Source organism: Pantoea sp. UBA6567 (genome assembly GCF_002434165.1).
In the GTDB taxonomy this organism is placed as follows: domain Bacteria; phylum Pseudomonadota; class Gammaproteobacteria; order Enterobacterales; family Enterobacteriaceae; genus Pantoea; species Pantoea eucrina.
The window spans coordinates 136,877-158,302 of sequence record NZ_DJJN01000003.1 but is presented as its reverse complement, the minus strand read 5'-3'; the positions used below and the strand labels follow the sequence as shown (position 1 = coordinate 158,302).

Genomic DNA, 21,426 nt, shown 5'->3' with positions numbered 1-21,426 from the left:
GAGAATCTGATGAGTGACTATAAATCTACCCTGAATTTGCCGGAAACGGGGTTCCCGATGCGTGGCGATCTGGCCAAACGCGAACCGGGCATGCTGCAGCGCTGGTACGATGACAATCTCTACGGCATCATCCGCGCCGCCAAAAAAGGGAAAAAAACCTTCATCCTGCATGATGGCCCTCCGTACGCAAACGGCAATATTCATATTGGTCACTCTGTTAACAAGATTCTGAAAGACATTATTGTCAAGTCGAAAGGCATGGCAGGGTACGACTCACCCTATGTTCCGGGCTGGGACTGTCACGGCTTACCGATCGAGCACAAAGTTGAGCAGATGATTGGCAAGCCGGGCGAGAAAGTCAGCGCGGCAGAGTTTCGTGCCGCCTGCCGCAGCTATGCCGCTGAGCAGGTAGAAGGGCAGAAAAAAGATTTTATCCGCCTTGGCGTGCTGGGCGACTGGGATCGTCCCTATCTGACCATGAACTTCACGACCGAAGCCAACATCATCCGTGCACTGGGCAAAATCATCGGTAACGGCCATTTGCATAAAGGCGCGAAGCCGGTGCACTGGTGTATGGATTGCCGTTCAGCGCTGGCGGAAGCGGAAGTTGAGTATTACGACAAAACCTCGCCGTCTATCGACGTGATGTTCAACGCGCTGGATGCCGACGCGGTGCGGTCAGCCTTTGGCGTCAGCGCCTCAGAGGGGCCGGTTTCACTGGTGATCTGGACCACCACGCCGTGGACCATGCCCGCCAACCGCGCGATCTCCCTGCATCCTGAATTTGAGTACCAGCTGGTCCAGATTGAGGGCCGCAGCCTGATCCTCGCTAAAGATCTGGTGGAGAGCGTGATGAAGCGCGCCGGCATCAGCGAGTGGCAGGTGCTGGGTGAATGCCAGGGGGCAGCGCTGGAGCTGCAGCTGTTTCAGCATCCGTTCCTGACGCAGGTTCAGTCGAAAGTGGTGCTGGGTGAGCATGTTACGCTGGAAGCGGGTACCGGTGCGGTGCATACCGCGCCTGGACACGGCCCGGATGACTACGTAATCGGTCAGAAGTATGGCATCGAGACCGCTAACCCGGTGGCACCAGATGGTACCTATCTGCCGGGCACTTATCCGTCGCTTGATGGCGTTAATGTCTTCAAAGCTAACGACATGATTGTTGAGCTGCTGAAAGAGAAGGGCGCGCTGCTCCACGTGGAGAAACTGCTGCACAGCTACCCACACTGCTGGCGTCACAAAACGCCAATCATCTTCCGGGCGACGCCGCAGTGGTTTATCAGCATGGATCAGCAGGGGCTGCGCGCGCAGTCGCTGAAAGAGATTAAAGGCGTGCAGTGGATCCCGGACTGGGGTCAGGCGCGTATCGAAGCGATGGTTGCCAACCGTCCTGACTGGTGCATCTCGCGTCAGCGTACCTGGGGCGTGCCCATGGCGCTGTTTGTGCATAAAGAGAGTGAGCAGCTGCACCCTGACACGCTTGAGCTGATGGAGAAAGTTGCGCAGCGCGTGGAGCAGGATGGCATTCAGGCGTGGTGGGATCTCGATCCGCGCGAACTGATGGGTGACGACGCCGATCTGTACGTGAAAGTGCCGGATACGCTGGATGTATGGTTTGACTCGGGATCAACCAGCTTCTCGGTAGTCGATGCGCGTCCGGAGTTTGAGGGACACGCGCCGGATATGTATCTGGAAGGCTCCGATCAGCATCGCGGCTGGTTTATGTCCTCGCTGATGATCTCTACGGCGATGAAAGGCAAAGCGCCTTATCGTCAGGTTCTGACGCACGGGTTTACCGTGGATGGTCAGGGTCGCAAGATGTCGAAGTCGATCGGCAACACGGTAGCGCCGCAGGATGTGATGGATAAGCTTGGCGCGGACATTCTGCGTCTGTGGGTCGCCTCTACCGACTACTCCGGCGAAATGGCGGTATCGGATGAGATCCTGAAACGCGCTGCCGACAGCTATCGCCGTATTCGTAACACCGCACGCTTCCTGCTGGCTAACCTGGCGGGCTTTAATCCGGCTACTGACTGCGTTACGCCGGAAGAGATGGTGGTGGTCGATCGCTGGGCGGTAGGACGTGCGCTGGCTGCACAGCAGGATATCGTTGCCTCCTATGAAAACTACGACTTCCATGAAGTGGTGCAGCGTCTGATGCACTTCTGCTCCATTGAGATGGGGTCGTTCTACCTGGATGTGATTAAAGATCGCCAGTACACCGCGAAGGGCGACAGCCTGGCGCGTCGCAGCTGCCAGACCGCGCTGTGGCACATTGTGGAGGCGCTGGTGCGCTGGATGGCGCCTGTCATGTCCTTTACCGCTGATGAGATCTGGGGTCACCTGCCGGGCGAACGCGCGCAGTATGTCTTCACTGAAGAGTGGTATGACAATCTGTTCGGTCTTGCGGCGGATGAGCCGATGAACGATGCGTTCTGGGCCGATCTGCTGAAAGTCCGCGGCGAAGTCAACAAAGCGATCGAGCAGGCGCGCAGCGACAAGCGCATCGGTGGCGCGCTGGAAGCGACGGTCACGCTCTATGCGGAACCGGAGCTGGGCGCGAAGCTGCAGGCGCTTGGCGACGAGCTGCGTTTTGTGCTGCTGACCTCCGGCGCGACGGTAGCCGATTACGCAACGGCGAGCGATGAGGCGCAGCAGAGCGACCTGCTGAAAGGGCTGAAAATCGTTCTGCATAAAGCAGAAGGCGAGAAGTGCCCGCGCTGCTGGCACTATACTACCGACATAGGCCAGAATCCGGAGCACGCCGACGTGTGCGGACGCTGTTACTCAAACGTAGCCGGTGACGGTGAAGTACGGAAATTTGCCTGATGACTAAACTCAGTTCTACCGGACTGCGCTGGAGCTGGCTGGTGCTGGTCGTTATTGGCATCGATATGGCCAGCAAGCTGTGGGTCATGAACAATATGATGCTGCATGAAACGCAGCCGCTGATGCCGTTTCTGAACCTGTTCTATGCCCATAACTATGGCGCCGCGTTCAGTTTCCTGGCAGACAAAGGTGGCTGGCAGCGCTGGTTCTTTGCCGGTATTGCCATTGCCATTGTGGTCGCGCTGCTGGTGATGATGTATCGCAACCGCGCCAGCAACAGGCTCAGCAATATTGCGTATGCGCTGATTGTTGGCGGGGCGCTTGGCAACCTGTTCGATCGCGCCTGGCACGGTTTTGTCGTCGACTTTATCGACTTTTATGTCGGTAACTGGCACTTCGCCACGTTCAATATCGCTGACTGCGGCATCTGCATCGGCGCGGCGCTGGTGGTGCTTGAGGGGTTCTTCAGCCCCAGCGGCAAAAAAGCAACATCCTGACGTCTGCTGCCTGCACGCCGGTCACGGCTGCAGGCGCAGGCATGATGAAAAAGAGAGTAAGGGTAACCGATGACAGAGACAGTTCAGCCCGATAGCGCGCTGCTGGTGCATTTCACGCTCAAGCTGGAGGATGGCTCTACTGCCGAATCCACCCGTGCTAACGGCAAGCCTGCGCTGTTCCGTCTGGGTGACGGCAGCCTGTCGGCGGCGCTGGAGCGCGAGCTGCTGGGGCGCAAAGCGGGCGATCAGCTCGCCTTTACCCTGGTGCCGGAAGATGCGTTTGGCGCCAGCAGCCCGGATCTGATCCAGTACTTTTCGCGTCGCGACTTTATCGACGCGGGCGAGCCGGAAATCGGCGCAATCATGCTGTTCAGCGGCATGGGCGGCAGCGAGATGCCTGGCGTAATCCGCGAAATTTCCGGTGACTCAATCACCGTGGATTTTAATCATCCGCTGGCGGGGCAGCCTGTCCGGTTTGATATTGAAGTCCTTGAGATCGACCCGGCGCTGGAGGATAACAATGCAAATCCTGTTAGCTAACCCGCGCGGTTTCTGCGCCGGTGTGGATCGCGCTATCAGCATCGTTGAGCGGGCGCTGGAGATGTATGGCGCGCCAATCTACGTGCGTCACGAAGTGGTGCACAACCGTTATGTAGTGAGCAGCCTGCGCGAGCGTGGCGCGATCTTTATCGAAGAGATCGGTGAAGTGCCGGATGGTGCCATTCTCATCTTCTCAGCACACGGTGTATCGCAGGCGGTACGCGCTGAAGCAAAAGCGCGCGATCTGACCATGCTGTTTGATGCCACCTGTCCGCTGGTAACGAAAGTCCATATGGAAGTGGCGCGTGCCAGCCGTAAAGGGGTGGAGGCGATCCTGATTGGTCACGCCGGTCATCCTGAAGTGGAAGGCACCATGGGGCAATACAGCAACCCCAATGGCGGCATGTATCTGGTGGAATCACCGGAAGATGTGTTTAAGCTGACCGTCAAAGATGAGAACAACCTCTGCTTTATGACGCAGACTACCTTGTCAGTTGATGACACCTCTGACGTCATTGACGCCTTACGTCAGCGCTTCCCGGCCATTATCGGCCCGCGCAAAGATGACATCTGCTATGCCACCACTAACCGGCAGGAAGCGGTGCGCGTGCTGGCGCAGGATGCTGAAGTGGTGCTGGTGGTCGGCTCAAAAAACTCCTCTAACTCTAACCGGCTGGCTGAGCTGGCGCAGCGCGCAGGCAAGCTGGCGAAGCTTATCGACTCCGCGGATGATATTCAGGAAGAGTGGGTAACCGGCGTAGAGTGTATTGGCGTGACGGCAGGTGCTTCTGCGCCCGATATTCTGGTACAGCAGGTGATCCAGCGCCTGCGCGAACTCGGTGGTGAAGCAGCCATTGAGCTGATCGGCCGCGAAGAAAATATCGTATTCGAAGTGCCGAAAGAGCTGCGCGTTGACGTGCGCAACGTGCAGTAAGCGTTTAACATTTGCTACCGTATCAGGCCGACATTGTTCGGCCTTTTCTTTATGTACGGCTGCGTGCCTCGCCACAACCAGCCGCCGGGATTGCTTTTACTGATAATGTTTTATCGCTGTCCTGAAATTCTTATATCCCTTTTTTATTGTGGCGTGACGGTTAGCTGATGGTTAACCTGTTTACGCTTTGCATGCATAGTTTTGTATCAGGAATGAATAAATATGAGTGATATCCGCTTAGCTATTGTTGGTGCGCCGGGCCGCATGGGACGAAATCTGATTCAGGCCGCGCATCAGGCGGAAGGCGTGGCGGTGGGCGCTGCGCTGGCGCGCAGCGGCTCTTCACTGCTGGGTACAGACGCGGGTGAGCTGGCGGGCATCGGTAAAACCGGCGTCACCGTCACCGATGATTTGCTAAAGGTGGTGGACGATTTCGATGTGCTAATCGACTTCACGCGTCCGGAAGGCACGCTGGAGTATTTGGCCTTTTGCCGCCAGCATCAAAAGGCGATGGTGATTGGCACAACCGGTTTTGATGACGCCGGAAAAGCCGCAATTCGTACAGCGGCAGAGGATATTGGCATCGTGTTTGCTGCCAACTTCAGCGTTGGCGTCAACCTGATGCTGAATCTGCTGCAGCAGGCGGCCTCAGTGATGGGGGAGTATGCGGATATCGAGATCGTTGAGGCGCACCATCGCCATAAAGTTGATGCGCCCTCAGGAACCGCGCTGGCAATGGGTGAAGCCATTGCGGACGCCATGGAGTGGAAGCTGGAGGATCATGCGGTTTACGCGCGTGAAGGCCATACCGGTGAGCGCAAACCGCACACTATCGGTTTTGCCACGGTGCGCGCCGGCGACATCATTGGTGAGCATACTGCTCTGTTTGCTGATATCGGCGAACGGATAGAGATTAGCCACAAGGCCTCAAGCCGGATGACCTTTGCAAAAGGTGCCGTCCGGGCTGCAGTCTGGGTTGAGTTGCGAAAAAATGGTCTTTATGACATGCGTGATGTGCTTGATTTAGCAAAAAATTGATTGTTGTGAGCCATCGTGATGTGGTTTTTCAGTCGCTAGTCCATTGATTGGCAGGGCAATATTTTTATTGCCCTTTATTTTTGTCAAAATAACCTCTTCGCCATAAAATATCTTCGTAATGGGTTTATTTGCAAGTTAACTCATCTTTTTCTCAGCTGCTAAGATTAAATTTGACCATTTGGTCAAATATTTTGCGTAGCTCCGCTTATTCGGCGGTTATTGTTGTCAGGCAACCGATTAATTACTCTATTAAGATGCTGCTTTTGCCCTGTTTGCACTATATTTTAGTTATAGCCTCCGAAAAACATAAAAAAATAGCCTTTCCGGGTAGACATCAGCAGAGGTGATCATTAGAATGCGCGCAATTTGCCAAAAATCGAGCAGTCAGGCGGTTTTTACATTGATTCAGGCCAGTATTATGAATTAATATGCATATATTGTGACTGTTTATTCCCTGGAGGATGTTTTGATTAAGTCAGCGCTCTTGGTTCTGGAAGACGGAACCCAATTCCACGGTCGGGCCATCGGGGCTACGGGTTCGGCAGTGGGTGAGGTCGTTTTCAACACGTCAATGACCGGTTATCAAGAAATCCTTACTGATCCCTCCTATTCCCGCCAGATTGTTACTCTTACTTATCCCCACATCGGCAACGTTGGCGTCAATATCGCAGATGATGAATCAAACCAGATTCACGCTCAGGGCCTGGTGATCCGCGACCTGCCACTGATTACCAGCAACTTCCGCAGTGAAGAGAGCCTTTCTGCCTGGCTACAGCGCAATAATATTGTCGGCATCGCTGATATCGATACGCGTAAGCTGACGCGTCTGCTGCGTGAAAAGGGCGCGCTGAACGGCTGCATCATTGCGGGTGACGCGCCGGATGCCGCGCTGGCGCTGCAGAAAGCGCAGGCGTTCCCGGGGCTGAAAGGTATGGATCTGGCGAAAGAAGTGGCTACCACGGAGACTTACACGTGGCAGCAGGGGAGCTGGACGCTGCAGGATGGCCTGCCTGAGCAGCAGTCAGCTGACGCACTGCCGTATCACGTGGTCGCCTATGACTACGGCGCCAAGCGCAATATTCTGCGTATGCTGGTGGATCGCGGCTGCCGCCTGACGGTGGTGCCGGCGCAGACGCCAGCAGAAGAGGTGCTGGCACTCAATCCGGACGGCATCTTCCTCTCCAATGGCCCGGGCGATCCGGAGCCGTGTGACTACGCTATCCGCGCGATTCAGGCGTTTCTGGAGACAGAAATTCCGGTATTTGGTATCTGCCTGGGGCATCAGCTGCTGGCGCTGGCCAGCGGTGCAAAAACCGTCAAAATGAAGTTGGGTCACCACGGCGGCAACCATCCGGTAAAAGATCTCGATAATAATACTGTGATGATCACCGCACAGAACCACGGTTTCGCCGTCGATGAGAGCCAGATACCGGCCAATCTGCGTGTGACGCATGTGTCGCTGTTTGACCAGACCGTGCAGGGTATTCATCGTACCGATAAACCCGCTTTCAGCTTCCAGGGACATCCGGAAGCGAGTCCTGGCCCGCACGATGCGGCGCCGCTGTTCGATCACTTTATCGAACTGATTGAAGCCTACCGTTCAAACGCGAAGTAATCAGGAGCCTCCGATGCCAAAACGTACTGACATAAAATCTATCCTGATCCTTGGCGCTGGCCCGATCGTTATCGGTCAGGCGTGTGAATTTGACTACTCGGGCGCGCAGGCGTGTAAAGCGCTGCGTGAAGAGGGCTATCGCGTCATTCTGGTTAACTCCAATCCGGCGACCATCATGACCGACCCGGAAATGGCTGACGCGACCTATATTGAGCCAATCCACTGGGAAGTGGTGCGCAAAATCATCGAAAAAGAGCGCCCGGATGCAGTACTGCCTACCATGGGCGGGCAGACCGCGCTGAACTGCGCGCTGGAGCTGGAGCGCCAGGGCGTGCTGGAAGAGTTTGGCGTGACCATGATTGGCGCCACGGCTGACGCTATCGATAAAGCTGAAGATCGCCGTCGCTTTGACGTGGCGATGAAAAGCATCGGTCTTGATACCGCCCGTTCGGGTATCGCCCACACGATGGAAGAGGCGCTGAAGGTCGCGGAGGAGGTCGGTTTCCCGTGCATTATTCGTCCCTCCTTTACCATGGGCGGCACCGGCGGCGGTATCGCTTACAACCGCGAAGAGTTTGAAGAGATCTGTGAGCGCGGCCTCGACCTCTCTCCGACCAACGAGCTGCTGATTGATGAATCGCTGATTGGCTGGAAAGAGTATGAGATGGAGGTGGTGCGCGATAAAAATGATAACTGCATCATCGTCTGTTCAATTGAAAACTTCGACGCCATGGGCATTCACACCGGCGACTCCATCACTGTGGCACCGGCGCAGACGCTGACGGACAAAGAGTACCAAATCATGCGTAACGCCTCGCTGGCGGTGCTGCGTGAGATTGGTGTGGAAACCGGCGGCTCTAACGTTCAGTTCTCCGTAAATCCGAAAGATGGTCGTCTGATCGTAATCGAAATGAACCCGCGCGTATCGCGCTCCTCCGCGCTGGCGTCCAAAGCCACCGGGTTCCCGATTGCTAAAGTCGCGGCTAAGCTGGCGGTGGGCTTTACGCTCGATGAGCTGATGAACGATATCACTGGCGGTCGCACGCCGGCGTCGTTTGAACCCTCAATCGACTATGTCGTGACTAAGATCCCGCGCTTTAACTTTGAGAAATTTGCGGGTGCCAACGATCGCCTCACTACACAGATGAAATCAGTGGGTGAAGTGATGGCGATTGGCCGTACCTTCCAGGAGTCGATGCAGAAAGCGCTGCGCGGCCTTGAAGTCGGCGCTAACGGCTTCGATCCAAAAGTGGATCTGGATGACGCCGACGCGCTGACCCGTATCCGCCGCGAGCTGAAAGACGCTGGTTCGGACCGCATCTGGTATGTTGCTGACGCGTTTCGTGCCGGTATGTCGGTGGATGGCGTATTTAATCTCACCAACATCGATCGCTGGTTCCTGGTACAGATTGAAGAGCTGGTGCGTCTGGAAGAGCAGGTTGCACGTGAAGGCGTTAACGCGCTGGATGCCGGCTTCCTGCGCGCGCTGAAGCGTAAAGGTTTTGCTGATGCGCGTCTGGCAGCGCTGGCGGGTGTGGCAGAAAGCGAAATCCGTAAGCTGCGTCAGCAGTACAATCTGCATCCGGTCTATAAGCGGGTGGATACCTGTGCCGCTGAGTTCTCGACCGATACCGCCTACATGTATTCCACCTATGAGGAGGAGTGCGAAGCGAACCCGAATCAGGATCGTGACAAAATCATGGTGCTGGGCGGCGGACCAAACCGTATCGGGCAGGGTATTGAGTTTGACTACTGCTGCGTCCACGCATCGCTGGCGCTGCGTGAAGATGGTTATGAAACCATCATGGTTAACTGCAACCCGGAAACGGTCTCAACCGATTATGACACCTCCGATCGCCTCTACTTTGAGCCGGTTACGCTGGAAGATGTGCTGGAGATTGTACGAATTGAGCAGCCAAAAGGCGTTATCGTGCAGTATGGTGGCCAGACGCCGCTGAAACTGGCGCGTGCGCTGGAAGCGGCCGGTGTACCGGTTATCGGTACCAGCCCGGACGCCATTGACCGCGCTGAAGACCGCGAGCGTTTCCAGCAGGCGGTGGATCGTCTGAAACTGAAACAGCCGGCTAACGCCACGGTTGCCACGCTGGAGCAGGCGGTAGAGAAAGCTGCCGGTATCGGTTATCCGCTGGTGGTACGTCCTTCCTATGTACTGGGCGGCCGTGCGATGGAAATCGTCTATGACGAAGTGGATCTTAAGCGCTATTTCCAGACCGCGGTATCCGTCTCTAACGATGCGCCAGTACTGCTGGATCGCTTCCTGGATGATGCGGTGGAAGTCGATGTGGATGCCATCTGCGACGGCGAGCGGGTGCTGATTGGCGGCATCATGGAACATATTGAGCAGGCGGGTGTTCACTCCGGCGACTCAGCCTGTTCCCTGCCAGCCTATACGCTGAGCAGCGAGATCCAGAACGTGATGCGTCAGCAGGTTGAGAAGCTGGCGTTTGAACTTAACGTACGCGGTCTGATGAACGTGCAGTTTGCGGTCAAAGATAACGAGGTTTACCTGATTGAGGTGAATCCGCGTGCGGCACGTACCGTTCCATTTGTCTCCAAGGCTACCGGCGTACCGCTGGCCAAAGTGGCGGCTCGCGTCATGGCGGGCAAAACCCTGCTGGAGCAGGGCGTGACGGAAGAGGTCATTCCGCCTTACTACTCGGTGAAAGAGGTGGTGCTGCCGTTCAATAAATTCCCGGGCGTCGATCCGATTCTGGGACCGGAAATGCGCTCCACCGGTGAGGTGATGGGCGTCGGCCGTACCTTTGCTGAAGCCTTCGGTAAAGCGATGCTGGGCGCGCAGAGCAACATGAAGAAAAGCGGTCGTGCGCTGCTCTCGGTGCGTGAAGGCGATAAAAAGCGCATCGTCGATCTGGCGGCGAAGCTGCAGAAGTTTGGCTTTGAGCTGGACGCTACCCACGGTACGGCGGTGGTGCTGGGTGAAGCCGGTATCAATCCACGCCTGGTCAATAAGGTGCATGAGGGACGCCCGCATATTCAGGATCGCCTGAAGAACGGTGAATACACCTATATTGTTAACACCACGGCGGGACGTCAGGCGATTGAAGACTCTAAGCTGATTCGCCGCAGCGCGCTGCAGTATAAAGTGCATTATGACACCACGCTGAACGGCGGCTTCGCGACGGCGATGGCCCTGAATGCGGATCCCACTGAGAAAGTGACTTCAGTACAGGAGATGCATGCGCAGCTGAAAGGCAAATAAGCGCAGCGTCCGTAAGAGACAGCGGCCCCGTATGGGGCCGTTTTTTTTTGCCTGAAACAGAGTAGCTATAGCAAACCTGCTGATTTGGCTTAACTTTTAGCTATTGGTGCTGCTAAACAACTTTTTAAGATTTTTCGCACAAATTTATAACCCGCGATCCGGTGAGGGCACCTTACTATCTGGCGCGCTCAACCATAGAGCCTTTACCTTCACCGGAAAATATAAAATGAACATGCGTGCTTTGACTCTTAGCGCAGTGGCTGCGTTACTTATGGCTGCGCCGCTCGCCAGCCAGGCTGAAATTACTCTGCTGAAGCAGGATCCTCAGGCGAACAATGCGTTCGATCGCCTTGGCTTTAAAGTGGGCGGCAGCATTCGCCCGCAGTTTATGCATCAGAATGGCGTAAGTGACACATCCTATAAGCGTAACGGCTACGATGGTGGCTCGCGCTTTCGCTTTGGCGCAGACTACGCGATCGCAGAAGATCTGAGCTGGGTAGGCTACTATGAGCTGGGCGTTAACTTCCCGGCGTGGTGGGGCTGGGACCATCACTATGCCAGCGGCGCACGCGATACCTCACGTCGTCAGCTCTATACCGGTTTTAAAAGTGCCAGCCTCGGCGAACTCTATTTTGGTCAGCAAAACAGCGTCTATTACGATGTGGTTGGCGCAAAAACCGATATCTGGGATTACGATATGCTGGCCCAGGGTTCCGGCGTCGGGATCAACGGCGATTACGACGGCAGCTATCGCTCGCGCAAAATGCTGAAGTATAAAACCCGTGCCGGCGCCGCCGATCTGTACGCCTCTTATCTGTTTGAGGATACCGAATATCTGCCGGGTAACGGCCTGCGCTACAAGCGCAACGGCGGCGGATCGCTGGGTGTCAACTATCACATCAGCGATGAACTGGCGTGGGGAACCGCGTGGAATTATACCCGTGCCACCGTACGCAATCCGGGCAACGGCGACAGCGAGCGCTACGATCAGAATATCTGGGGCACCTCGGTCAGCTGGACGCCAGATAGCTGGACGCTGGCGGCAGGCGCCGGCTGGTATCAGAACTTTGCGCCAACCCGCCTGAAAAGCGCAACAAACTACTTTGCGGATGACGCCTGGGGCATCGAATATTTTGCCGGTTATAAATTTGCTGTAGGCCAGTATGCGGTGAAAACCCTGCAGCCTTACGTGATGGGTGATCGCCTGGAGTTCGTCAACGGACGCCACTATAAGCGTATCGATAATGGCGTGGGCATCAGTGCGCAGCTCGACTACGGCTTCCGCGTTGATTATGAATATGTCATCACCTCCGATACCAGCAAGGCGCTGGGCAACGTGAACCTGGTCCGTCTGCGTTACGACTTCTGATGACTGCAGCGGCTCCGCGTGGAGCCGCTCAGTGCGCTTTTCTTTACACTCTTTCTGAAAACCTGCCGCTAATGCCGCTGATTTGTGCCAGCTGCGCAGGCGATTATGGCGGCTCTCTCCGTTAATCGCAGTAAAGTCGGTGTAAAGCTCTGCCCGGCAGCCTGAATCTGGCGGCAAAAAGAGCTTTACGCAAATAGCACGGCTGGCCTATCGACGAAACTTTCGCCTTTACGTATCATTGCGCCAATTTTTTCCAGCAGGTTTTAAATCATGATTAGTCTGATCGCAGCACTGGCTGCGGATCGCATTATTGGTATGGAAAACGCCATGCCGTGGCACTTACCCGCCGATCTCGCCTGGTTCAAACGTACTACGCTGAATAAACCGGTGATCATGGGGCGTCTGACCTTTGAATCGATTGGCCGTCCGCTGCCAGGCCGGCTCAATATTGTGGTCAGCAGCCAGCCCGGTACGCACGAGGGGGTGACTTGGGTCACTTCACCGGAAGCGGCAATCGAGGCAGCCGGTGACGCAGAAGAGATTATGGTGATTGGCGGCGGGCGTATCTATGAGCAGATGCTGCCCCGCGCCGATCGTCTTTACCTGACGCATATTGATGCTGAAGTGGAAGGGGATACGCAATTCCCTGATTACGAGCCAGATGAGTGGCAGTCGACGTTCAGCGAGTTCCACGATGCGGATGCGCAAAATTCGCACAGCTACTGCTTTGAGATCCTGGATCGGCGTCGTTAATTGATCCCTGCCTGGCGTGCATAAATGCGCGCCCTGCGCAAAAGCCCCGCTGACATCGCGGGGCTTTTTTTATGGCGTGTTGTTTAGCGGAGGAGTCGCGGCGGCGCCTTCAGCGGCCAGTGCGGCTTCACGCCGGGAGCGCTGTACATAGTATTGCTGTGTTTCCCAGTGCAGCAGCGTCAGCGTGCCGCCCCAGCAGCAGCCGGTATCCAGACCAATAACGTGATCGGGAGTGCCTTTGCCTTCAAGGGAGGCCCAGTGGCCGAAAATCTGCGTGTAGTCACTGCCCATTTTACCCGGCACGTTGAACCAGGGCCGCAGCGGCGGTGGGGCGGAGTCGGGCGCCTCTTTGCAGATCATATCCAGCTGGCCGTTGGGGAAGCAGAAACGCATGCGCGTCAGGGCATTCGTACTGAATCGCAGGCGCGCCAGGCCACTCAGTTCCGGCGTCCAGTTGTTGGGCATATCGCCATACATCGCATCCAGAAACAACGGATAGCTGTCGCTGGAGAGCACCGCTTCTACTTCACGCGCGCATGCTTTTGCCGTCGCGAGATCCCACTGCGGGGTAATGCCGGCATGCGCCATGACGAGCTTTTTCTCTTCATCAACCTGCAGCAGCGGCTGGCGCCGCAGCCAGTTGATCAGCGCATCAGCATCGTCCGCCTCCAGCAGCGGCGTCAGGCGATCTTTCGGTTTATTACGGCTGATCCCGGCGAAAACCGCCAGCAGGTGCAGGTCATGATTACCCAGCACCATGCGTACGCTGTCACCCAGTGATTTTACGTAGCGCAGCACATCAAGTGAACCGGGACCGCGCGCCACAAGGTCGCCGGTCAGCCAGAGTTCATCCTGCTGCGGATCAAAGCTTACCTGCGCCAGCAGCGCGCGCAGCTCATCGTAACAGCCGTGGATATCGCCAATCAGATATGTACTCATGATATCAGTCCGGTAAAACGCGCCGCCCGGACGAGCCGGGCGGGGGGGATCAGTGAATGTGGGTTTGCACGGCGAGGCGAAACACCGGAATATCGACGTTAAAGGCGCTGCCCTCTTCATCGATCATAACGTAGTGGCCCTGCATGGTGCCCATCGGCGTTTCCAGAATCGCACCGCTGGTATACTGGTATTCGCCACCCGGTTCGATAAACGGCTGCTCGCCCACTACGCCATCGCCCTGAACTTCCGTTTCGCGGCCGTTGCCGTTGGTGATCAGCCAGTAGCGGCTGCGCAGCTGAACGCGCGTGCGCCCGGGATTGCGGATAGTGATGGTATAGGCAAACACGTAGCGATCCTCGTCCGGTGAGGATTGCGATTCCACATACTGACTCAGTACCTGAACACAGACGCGCGCCATATCACTCATGCACTTAGTTCTCCGCTGTTTTTGCCTGATGATTACCCAGCCAGTTTGCCAGCTGACAATACTGCGCAACGCTGACGTTTTCAGCACGCAGTGAGGTATCAATATTTAACTCTTCCAGCGCACCCGCCGCAACCAGATGACCCAGGCTGTTACGCAACGTTTTACGACGCTGACCAAAAGCCTCGGTGGTAATGCGGCTCAGGATCTTAACATCACTGACCGGGTAAGGCGGCTGTGCATAAGGCACCAGTCGCACCACGGCAGAATCCACTTTAGGTGGCGGCGTAAACGACTGCGGCGGCACTTCAAGGACCGGGATCACCTGGCAGTAATATTGCGCCATCACGCTGAGACGACCATATGCTTTACTGCCCGGGCCGGCAACCAGACGGTTAACCACCTCTTTCTGCAGCATGAAGTGCATATCTTTGATCGAACCAGTATAGCTGAAAAGATGAAACATCAGCGGCGTGGAGATGTTGTAGGGCAGGTTGCCGAACACGCGCAGCGGCTGACCTTTCTCCTGCGCCAGCGCCGCAAAATCAAAGGTCATCGCATCCTGCTGATAAATGGTCAGCTTGGGGCCGAGGAACGGATGCGTCTGCAGACGAGCCGCCAGATCGCGATCCAGCTCAACGACGGTCAGCGCGTCCAGGCGTTCGCCTACCGGCTCGGTCAGGGCACCGAGACCGGGACCGATCTCGACCAGCGCCTCCTGCTTTTGCGGATGAATAGCAGAGACGATGCTATCGATAATGTACTGATCGTTCAGGAAGTTCTGCCCGAAACGTTTACGGGCGTAATGCCCCTGATGGACGCGATTATTCATTACTGCTCTTGATCATAGTGATGGCGAGATTAAGCGCCGTGATAAAGCTGCCCGGCTCTGCCTGTCCAAGACCGGCCAGTTCCAGCGCGGTACCGTGATCGACAGAGGTTCGGATAAAAGGCAGGCCCAGGGTGATATTCACCGCCCGGCCAAAACCCTGATATTTAAGGACCGGTAATCCCTGGTCATGATACATCGCCAGCACCGCATCGGCATGTTGCAGATACTTAGGCTGAAACAGTGTATCAGCCGGCAGTGGCCCCGTCAGACGGATGCCCTGCTGACGCAGCGCATCCAGCGCTGGCGTAATGGTGTCAATCTCTTCACGCCCCATATGCCCGCCTTCGCCAGCGTGCGGATTGAGGCCGCAGACAAAGATATGCGGCTGCGCCAGGCCAAACTTCTGCTGTAAATCCTGATGCAGAATGGTGATGACCTCACGCAGGCTCTCGCGCGTGATGGCGGCAGAGACATCTTTCAGCGGCAGGTGGGTAGTTGCCAGCGCTACGCGCAGCGACTCGGTTGCCAGCATCATAACCACGCGGTCGCCACCGGCGCGATCGGCAAAAAATTCGGTATGGCCGGTAAACGGAATGCCGGCGTCGTTGATGACGCCTTTGTGTACCGGCCCGGTGATCAGCGCCGCAAACTCGCCCTGAAGCGCACCGTCACAGGCGCGCGCCAGCGTCTCAAGGACGTACGCACCGTTAGCCACGCAGAGCTGACCAGGCACCACCGGCTGTGCCGTATCGATCTGCAGCAGCGTCAGGGTACCTGCCTGCTGCGGCTGCGGAGCGCGGTCAGGCTGCCACGGCTGCAGGGTTAGCGGCAGGCCAAGCTGCGCGGCACGCTGCCGCAGCACTTCGCCGTCAGCACAGACGACCAGTTCAACCGGCCAGTTGCGCTGTGCCAGCTGCACCGTAAGATCGGGACCAATCCCGGCGGGTTCGCCGGGCGTGATCGCAACGCGATAGCTATCAGTTGCCATCAAGGATCTTCACGTAGGCGCTGGCGCGCTGCTCCTGCATCCAGGTCTGCGCTTCTTCTGCAAACTTACGGTTGAACAACAGGCGATAGGCGCGCTCTTTCTGCGCCGCATCGGTTTTATCCACCTGGCGCGTATCCAGCAGCTGAATCAGATGCCAGCCAAACGAAGAGTGCACCGGTGCGCTGACCTGACCTTTCTGCAGCTTCAGCAGCGCGTCGCGGAAAGCGGGATCGTAGATGTCGGGTGACGCCCAGCCAAGATCGCCGCCCTGGTTAGCTGAACCCGGATCGTCAGAGAACTGTTTGGCAGCAGCGGCAAAGGTAGTTTTTCCGCTTTTGATGTCAGCGGCCAGCTGCGTAATTTTTTCACGCGCCTGATCGTCGCTCAGGATCGGTGATGGCTTCAGCAGAATATGGCGGGCGTGTACCTCAGTGACCGAGATATTCTTGCTCTCACCGCGCAGATCGTTGACTTTGAGGATATGGAAGCCCACGCCTGAACGAATCGGGCCGACCACATCGCCTTTTTTCGCGCTGCTCAGCGCCTGTGAGAACAGCGTCGGCAGCTCTTCAATTTTACCCCAGCCCATGTTGCCGCCTTTCAGCGCCTGAGGATCGGCTGAGTAGGTCACCGCCAGCTTACCGAAATCGGCACCGCCTTTGATCTCGCCCACCAGCTGACGTGCCAGCGCTTCCTGATCGTCAACCTGCTGCTGCGTAGGATTTTCCGGCAGCGGCAGCAGAATCTGACTGATATTTAGCTCGGTGCCCTGCGAGTTCTGTGAACCAATCTGCGTCGCCAGCGTATCAACTTCCTGCGGCAGAATGGTGACGCGACGGCGCACTTCATTGTTACGCACTTCAGAGATCAGCATCTCTTTACGGATCTGTGCACGGTAGTCGCTGTAGTTCATGCCGTCGTAGGCGAGGCGACTGCGCAGCTGATCGACGCTCATACGGTTCTGCGCAGCGATGTTCTGGATCGCCTGATCCAGCTGCTGATCGCTAATCTGCAGGCCCGCTTTTTCGCCCATCTGCAGAATAATGTTATCCATGACCTGACGCTCAAGGATCTGATGACGCAACGTACGGTCCTCAGGCAACTGCTGACCCGCCTGCTGCGCCTGGGATTTTACCGTGCGCATCATGTTATCGACGTCACTTTCCAGCACCACGCCGTTGTTAACGACGGCGGCGACTTTATCAACTACCTGTGGGGCTGCGAAAGCGGTGCCGGCCGACATCGCCGCACCCAGAATCAGCATTCTCCAGTTCTTCATACTTTATCCATTATTGTTTCCGCACTGCGGGATCGCCTGTCAAACATCACAACATCAGAATGCGCGCTGATAGGGAATAATGCCCTGACGCAGCATTTCATTAGTGCCTAAGCCGTAGTTGGAACTCAGACCACGCAGCTCAATGTTGAATGAGATTTGGTTGTCATATTTACTGTCGTTGTTTTCCCAGCCGTTAATCTTGCGCTCGTAACCCAGACGAATAGCGTAGCAGCAGGAGCTGTACTGCACGCCTACCAGCTGCTCTGCCGGACGGCTGTTGCGGGTATCATAATAGTATGCCCCCACCAGCGACCAGGCATCGGCAATCGGTACGCTGCCGGTTGCACCGACCTGCGAAATGCCATTTTTATAAATCGGATTGTTGATCAGGCTGGCGTTGTTACGCGCCTGCGCGACATATTCCGGGCTGCTGTAGCGATAGCTCAGCTGCAGCATGCGATCGGCATCACGGCGATACTCCAGTACCGTATTACCCTGTGAAACGTTGTCGAGACGGGTGTCATACTGCAGTCCGCCACGGACGTTCCAGCGATCGCTGATTTTCCAGTACGTGTCGCCAGCCCATACCAGGCTGCCGGTATCATCTTCTTTATTCGTCTGGTTTACGCCGGTACGCGACGGAGTAAACGAGTAGATTTGACCTACAGAAACGTTAAAACGTTCAACCAGATCGTTGTCATAAATGCGTGTTGTTACGCCGCTTGCCACTTCATTTGAGGAGGCGATGCGATCGAGACCGCTATAGGTGCGATCGCGGAACAGGCCGGTATAGTCGGTCTGCAGCAGCGTAGAGTCGTAAGGATAGATGTTGCTCTGATCGCGATACGGAATATAGAGATACTGAACGCGCGGCTCCAGCGTCTGGGTATAGCCCTGCGACCAGTCCATATCCCGGTCAAATACCAGACGGCCATCCACTTTGAACTGCGGCAGCGTACGGTTTACGGAATCTTTCAGCCGTCCGCTGTTGTTGTTTGTGGCGTCAGGATTAAAGCGGGTGTTATAGCTTTCGATATTGTCCTGCTGATAGTGCGTCGCCAGCAGTTTTGCTTCGGTATCGAGACTGGCCCAGCCGTTGGAGAGCGGCAGATTCAGCGTCGGCTCAATATGCAGACGCGTCGCTTCCGGCATCCGGTTGCTGACGTTGGTAAACTTCACCGCCTGGGCGTAGACGCGGCCATCAAACGGACCGATATCATTCTGGTAGGCGTTAACGTCAAGCTGCGGCGCAGCACGGTAGACGTTGGCAGAGCTGGTATTGCCGAAGACCTGGAAATCTTTGGTCGACAGCGTCGCATCCCAGTTGGTATCCGCGTAGCCGATGCTGAATTTCTGCGTCGCATAGTTATTGGTCGAGCTGTAATATTTCGAGTCGATATCGTTGAAATAGTAGGGATCGCTGACCTTGGTATAATCCGCCGCAAAGCGCCAGTGCTGATCGTAAACGCCTGAATGGCGCCAGAAGAAGAGCCAGCGTTTAGAGTCCTGATCGTCTTCAATAGAAGAGCGCGCCGCGCGATCTTTTTCATACTGCTTATCGGACGGCAGGTAATCCAGCTCCATCAGGCCGGCGCCAAACACCGTAAGGTAACGGAACTCCGTTTGCAGCTGCGTACCGCGCTTGCTCATATAGTGCGGCGTCAGCGTGGCATCCGCCTGCGGCGCAATATTCCAGTAGTACGGCAGCATAAACTCGAAGCCGTTATTACTGCCATATTTCGCATTCGGGATCAGGAAACCGGAGCGACGACGATCGCCGATCGGCAGCTGCAGATAAGGGCTATAAAACACCGGCACATTGCCGAGTTTGAAGCGCGCGTTCCAGATCTCCGCCACCTCTTCCTGACGATCCTGGATCACCTCTGATCCCACCACGCTCCAGCTGTTAGAGCCCGGCAGACAGGAGGTAAAAGTGCCATTTTCGAGGATGGTATACCGGTTATTGCCACGCAGCTTCATCTGGTCGGCATCACCGCGTCCCTGGCGACCCACCATCTGGTAGTTGCCGTTCCAGACGTTAGTGTCTTTGGTGTTCAGATTGGACCAGGCTTTCGGACCTTTCAGGATGACCTGATTATCGTCATAGTGCACATTGCCCAGCGCATCCACGGTGCGTACCGGCGCGGTCTGGCCCTCCTGCTGACGCTGATGCAGCTGCATTTCGTCAGCGCGCAGACGGCTGTTACCCTGCTGCACATCGACATTACCGGTGAATACTGCATCGTCCGGATAATTGCCTTTTGCCGAATCGGAATTGATGGTTACCGGCAGGGAGTTAGCGTCACCATTGATAACCGGGCGGTTGTAGCTTGGCACGCCCAGCATACACTGCGACATCAAATCGTCGGCCAGCGCGTGCTGACTATAAAGTGCGGCACCAATCATGGTTGCCAGCAGGGTAGGTATACGTTTTTTCATACGCGGTTTCGATAATTCCATGGACACTGGCATCATGCCGACAATCCGGACAGAGACTAACTTACCGCCCGGCGTAGTGCCAGCGTTAATCCTTTTCTGTCTGCGTTGCCGTTAGGCGCGGAGATAAATGACAGGTATGATAATGCAATTTTCAGCCACAAGCATGGCGAATTGAGGAGTTTATGCGCTACTGGGGAAAAGTTATTGGTCTTGCGCTTGGCGTGATGTCAGGCGCGGGGTTCTGGGGCATTGTCCTGGGTCTGATCATTGGTCATCTGATTGATAAAGTGCGCAGCGTAAAAGGGCAGGGATACTTTGCCAATAATCAGTCGCGGCAGACGCTGTTTTTCAGCACGACGTTTCAGATCATGGGGCATCTGACCAAATCGAAAGGGCGCGTCACCGAAGCGGATATTCAGATTGCGTCGCTGTTTATGGATCGTATGCAGCTGCACGGAGAGGCCCGCACTGCCGCGCAGCGCGCCTTTCGTGAAGGGAAACAGAGCGATTATCCGCTGCGTAACAAACTGCGTGAGCTGCGCAGCGCCTGTTTTGGCCGTTTCGATCTGATTCGGATGTTTCTGGAAATTCAGATTCAGGCGGCATTTGCGGATGGTTCGCTGCATCCGAACGAGCGGCAGGTGCTGTATGTGATTGCCGAAGAGCTGGGGATTTCACGCCAGCAGTTCGATCAGTTTCTGCGCATGATGGAAGGCGGACAGCAGTTTGGCGGTGCGGGTGCCTCAGGCGGCGGCTGGCAGCAGACGAAGCGCGGACCCACGCTGGAAGACGCCTGCAGCGTACTGGGCGTGAAAAGCAGTGATGATAACACCACCATTAAACGCGCCTATCGCAAGCTGATGAGTGAACATCATCCCGATAAGCTGGTGGCGAAAGGTCTGCCGCCGGAAATGATGGAGATGGCGAAACAGAAAGCGCAGGAGATTCAGGCCGCATACGACCTGATCCGCAAAGAGAAAGGGTTTAAATAGCCCGGCCATCCCGCCCTTTTTACCGGAAAGAGGGCGGGGTGACGCAGGTCAGAACTCCGCTGGCTGCCGAAATGTCATGCTGCTGCCAAATACCGGATGGGTAATGGTCAGCGACTCCGCATGCAGCTGCAGACGCGCTGCCATCGCCAGCGCCGCCTCATGCGCATAGAAACGATCGCCGAGGATCGGATGTCCCAGCGCCAGCAGATGCACGCGCAGCTGGTGTGAACGACCGGTAATGGGCTTCAGCAGCACGCGCGCGCTGTTATCGGCGGCATACTCCAGCACTTCATACTCCGTCTGAGCCGGTTTTCCCAGTTCGTGACTCACCATCTGCTTTGGCCGGTTCGGCCAGTCGCAAATCAGTGGCAGATCGATCAGGCCCTTTTCCGCTGCCGGATGGCCCCAGACGCGCGCCACGTAGTGCTTTGACGGCTCACGCTCGCGAAACTGACGCTTCAGCTCGCGCTCTGCCGCCTTATTCAGCGCCACCACAATCACGCCGCTGGTCGCCATATCGAGCCGGTGCACCGATTCCGCCTGCGGAAAATCACGCTGGATGCGCGTCATCACGCTATCCCTGTGCTCCTCCAGCCGGCCCGGCACCGAGAGCAATCCGCTCGGTTTGTTGACCACCATAATGTGCGCGTCCTGATACAGAATATGCAGCCAGGGTTCGGACGGCGGATTGTAGGGTTCCATCAGCATGTCAGTCTC

The 21,426-nt window shown here is 56.3% G+C and carries 17 protein-coding genes; 10 read left to right on the top strand and 7 right to left on the bottom strand.

All coding sequences use genetic code 11. From position 1 onward, the window contains the following. Window positions 1-9 precede the first annotated feature (9 nt). The 9 genes from ileS to folA all read left to right on the top strand — a co-directional run bounded on the left by ileS (window position 10) and on the right by folA (window position 12,816). The gene (gene ileS / locus B4M48_RS02040) at window positions 10-2,829 is read left to right on the top strand and encodes an isoleucine--tRNA ligase (protein WP_094110720.1); all 2,820 of its coding nucleotides are present in this window, start codon (window positions 10-12) and stop codon (window positions 2,827-2,829) included. Then, a complete protein-coding gene (gene lspA, locus B4M48_RS02035; RefSeq protein WP_039382492.1) occupies window positions 2,829-3,326 on the top strand; it encodes a signal peptidase II in 498 nt (165 codons plus the stop codon). Before ileS ends, lspA begins: the two co-directional genes overlap by 1 nt. Window positions 3,327-3,395: 69 nt before the next feature. Beyond that, the gene (gene fkpB / locus B4M48_RS02030; protein WP_071669088.1) at window positions 3,396-3,866 is read left to right on the top strand and encodes an FKBP-type peptidyl-prolyl cis-trans isomerase; all 471 of its coding nucleotides are present in this window, start codon (window positions 3,396-3,398) and stop codon (window positions 3,864-3,866) included. After that, the gene (gene ispH, locus B4M48_RS02025) at window positions 3,847-4,800 is read left to right on the top strand and encodes a 4-hydroxy-3-methylbut-2-enyl diphosphate reductase (protein ID WP_039382499.1); all 954 of its coding nucleotides are present in this window, start codon (window positions 3,847-3,849) and stop codon (window positions 4,798-4,800) included. The genes fkpB and ispH overlap by 20 nt, the downstream gene beginning before the upstream one ends. A 222-nt stretch (window positions 4,801-5,022) precedes the next feature. Beyond that, on the top strand, window positions 5,023-5,838 hold the full coding sequence (gene dapB, locus B4M48_RS02020; RefSeq protein WP_288655815.1) for a 4-hydroxy-tetrahydrodipicolinate reductase: 816 nt from the start codon (window positions 5,023-5,025) through the stop codon (window positions 5,836-5,838). 466 nt (window positions 5,839-6,304) lie between these two features. Next, complete coding sequence (gene carA / locus B4M48_RS02015) at window positions 6,305-7,453, top strand: glutamine-hydrolyzing carbamoyl-phosphate synthase small subunit (protein WP_039382504.1); 1,149 nt, start codon at window positions 6,305-6,307, stop codon at window positions 7,451-7,453. Window positions 7,454-7,466: 13 nt separating this feature from the next. Further along, a complete protein-coding gene (carB, locus tag B4M48_RS02010; protein ID WP_039382507.1) occupies window positions 7,467-10,694 on the top strand; it encodes a carbamoyl-phosphate synthase large subunit in 3,228 nt (1,075 codons plus the stop codon). Window positions 10,695-10,920: 226 nt separating this feature from the next. Beyond that, window positions 10,921-12,063 (top strand): porin, encoded by a 1,143-nt coding sequence (locus tag B4M48_RS02005; protein WP_039382510.1) that lies wholly within the window; start codon window positions 10,921-10,923, stop codon window positions 12,061-12,063. Between the two features lie 270 nt (window positions 12,064-12,333). Continuing rightward, window positions 12,334-12,816 carry a type 3 dihydrofolate reductase gene (gene folA / locus B4M48_RS02000; RefSeq protein ID WP_039382513.1) on the top strand — a complete coding sequence of 161 codons (483 nt, stop codon included), beginning with the start codon at window positions 12,334-12,336 and terminating at the stop codon, window positions 12,814-12,816. 69 nt (window positions 12,817-12,885) lie between these two features. Here folA and apaH read toward each other — a convergent pair whose 3' ends face one another. The 6 genes from apaH to lptD are packed head-to-tail and all read right to left on the bottom strand — an operon-like array spanning window position 12,886 to window position 19,717. Further along, window positions 12,886-13,755: a bis(5'-nucleosyl)-tetraphosphatase (symmetrical) ApaH gene (apaH, locus tag B4M48_RS01995; protein WP_094110724.1), complete on the bottom strand. Its 870-nt coding sequence runs from the start codon at window positions 13,753-13,755 to the stop codon at window positions 12,886-12,888. A gap of 49 nt (window positions 13,756-13,804) precedes the next feature. Beyond that, window positions 13,805-14,182 carry a Co2+/Mg2+ efflux protein ApaG gene (apaG, locus tag B4M48_RS01990; RefSeq protein WP_039382517.1) on the bottom strand — a complete coding sequence of 126 codons (378 nt, stop codon included), beginning with the start codon at window positions 14,180-14,182 and terminating at the stop codon, window positions 13,805-13,807. A gap of 4 nt (window positions 14,183-14,186) precedes the next feature. Beyond that, window positions 14,187-15,011, bottom strand: coding sequence for a 16S rRNA (adenine(1518)-N(6)/adenine(1519)-N(6))-dimethyltransferase RsmA (rsmA, locus tag B4M48_RS01985; RefSeq protein ID WP_039382519.1), 825 nt, complete (start codon window positions 15,009-15,011; stop codon window positions 14,187-14,189). Beyond that, entirely contained in the window at window positions 15,004-15,999 is a 996-nt protein-coding gene (gene pdxA / locus B4M48_RS01980; RefSeq protein ID WP_071669083.1) for a 4-hydroxythreonine-4-phosphate dehydrogenase PdxA, read from the bottom strand. Before pdxA ends, rsmA begins: the two co-directional genes overlap by 8 nt. Next, entirely contained in the window at window positions 15,989-17,278 is a 1,290-nt protein-coding gene (surA, locus tag B4M48_RS01975; RefSeq protein ID WP_094110725.1) for a peptidylprolyl isomerase SurA, read from the bottom strand. Before surA ends, pdxA begins: the two co-directional genes overlap by 11 nt. Before the next feature lie 54 nt (window positions 17,279-17,332). Further along, window positions 17,333-19,717 (bottom strand): LPS assembly protein LptD, encoded by a 2,385-nt coding sequence (gene lptD / locus B4M48_RS01970; RefSeq protein WP_052246515.1) that lies wholly within the window; start codon window positions 19,715-19,717, stop codon window positions 17,333-17,335. Between the two features lie 182 nt (window positions 19,718-19,899). Here lptD and djlA point away from each other — a divergent pair, with 182 nt between their 5' ends. Next, a complete protein-coding gene (gene djlA, locus B4M48_RS01965) occupies window positions 19,900-20,709 on the top strand; it encodes a co-chaperone DjlA (protein ID WP_039382525.1) in 810 nt (269 codons plus the stop codon). A 48-nt stretch (window positions 20,710-20,757) separates the two neighbouring features. On the opposite strand, the gene rluA is transcribed toward djlA, so the two are convergent. After that, window positions 20,758-21,417 carry a bifunctional tRNA pseudouridine(32) synthase/23S rRNA pseudouridine(746) synthase RluA gene (rluA, locus tag B4M48_RS01960; RefSeq protein ID WP_039382528.1) on the bottom strand — a complete coding sequence of 220 codons (660 nt, stop codon included), beginning with the start codon at window positions 21,415-21,417 and terminating at the stop codon, window positions 20,758-20,760. Between the last annotated feature and the right edge of the window lie 9 nt (window positions 21,418-21,426).

Bases quoted from the DNA above. Each gene is read 5' to 3' on its own strand.
- ileS (WP_094110720.1), top strand. From the start codon at position 10: ATGAGTGACTATAAATCTACCCTGAATTTGCCGGAAACGGGGTTCCCG.
- lspA (WP_039382492.1), top strand. From the start codon at position 2,829: ATGACTAAACTCAGTTCTACCGGACTGCGCTGGAGCTGGCTGGTGCTG.
- fkpB (WP_071669088.1), top strand. From the start codon at position 3,396: ATGACAGAGACAGTTCAGCCCGATAGCGCGCTGCTGGTGCATTTCACG.
- ispH (WP_039382499.1), top strand. From the start codon at position 3,847: ATGCAAATCCTGTTAGCTAACCCGCGCGGTTTCTGCGCCGGTGTGGAT.
- dapB (WP_288655815.1), top strand. From the start codon at position 5,023: ATGAGTGATATCCGCTTAGCTATTGTTGGTGCGCCGGGCCGCATGGGA.
- carB (WP_039382507.1), top strand. From the start codon at position 7,467: ATGCCAAAACGTACTGACATAAAATCTATCCTGATCCTTGGCGCTGGC.
- B4M48_RS02005 (WP_039382510.1), top strand. From the start codon at position 10,921: ATGAACATGCGTGCTTTGACTCTTAGCGCAGTGGCTGCGTTACTTATG.
- folA (WP_039382513.1), top strand. From the start codon at position 12,334: ATGATTAGTCTGATCGCAGCACTGGCTGCGGATCGCATTATTGGTATG.
- apaH (WP_094110724.1), bottom strand. From the start codon at position 13,755: ATGAGTACATATCTGATTGGCGATATCCACGGCTGTTACGATGAGCTG.
- apaG (WP_039382517.1), bottom strand. From the start codon at position 14,182: ATGAGTGATATGGCGCGCGTCTGTGTTCAGGTACTGAGTCAGTATGTG.
- rsmA (WP_039382519.1), bottom strand. From the start codon at position 15,011: ATGAATAATCGCGTCCATCAGGGGCATTACGCCCGTAAACGTTTCGGG.
- pdxA (WP_071669083.1), bottom strand. From the start codon at position 15,999: ATGGCAACTGATAGCTATCGCGTTGCGATCACGCCCGGCGAACCCGCC.
- surA (WP_094110725.1), bottom strand. From the start codon at position 17,278: ATGAAGAACTGGAGAATGCTGATTCTGGGTGCGGCGATGTCGGCCGGC.
- lptD (WP_052246515.1), bottom strand. From the start codon at position 19,717: ATGAAAAAACGTATACCTACCCTGCTGGCAACCATGATTGGTGCCGCA.
- djlA (WP_039382525.1), top strand. From the start codon at position 19,900: ATGCGCTACTGGGGAAAAGTTATTGGTCTTGCGCTTGGCGTGATGTCA.
- rluA (WP_039382528.1), bottom strand. From the start codon at position 21,417: ATGCTGATGGAACCCTACAATCCGCCGTCCGAACCCTGGCTGCATATT.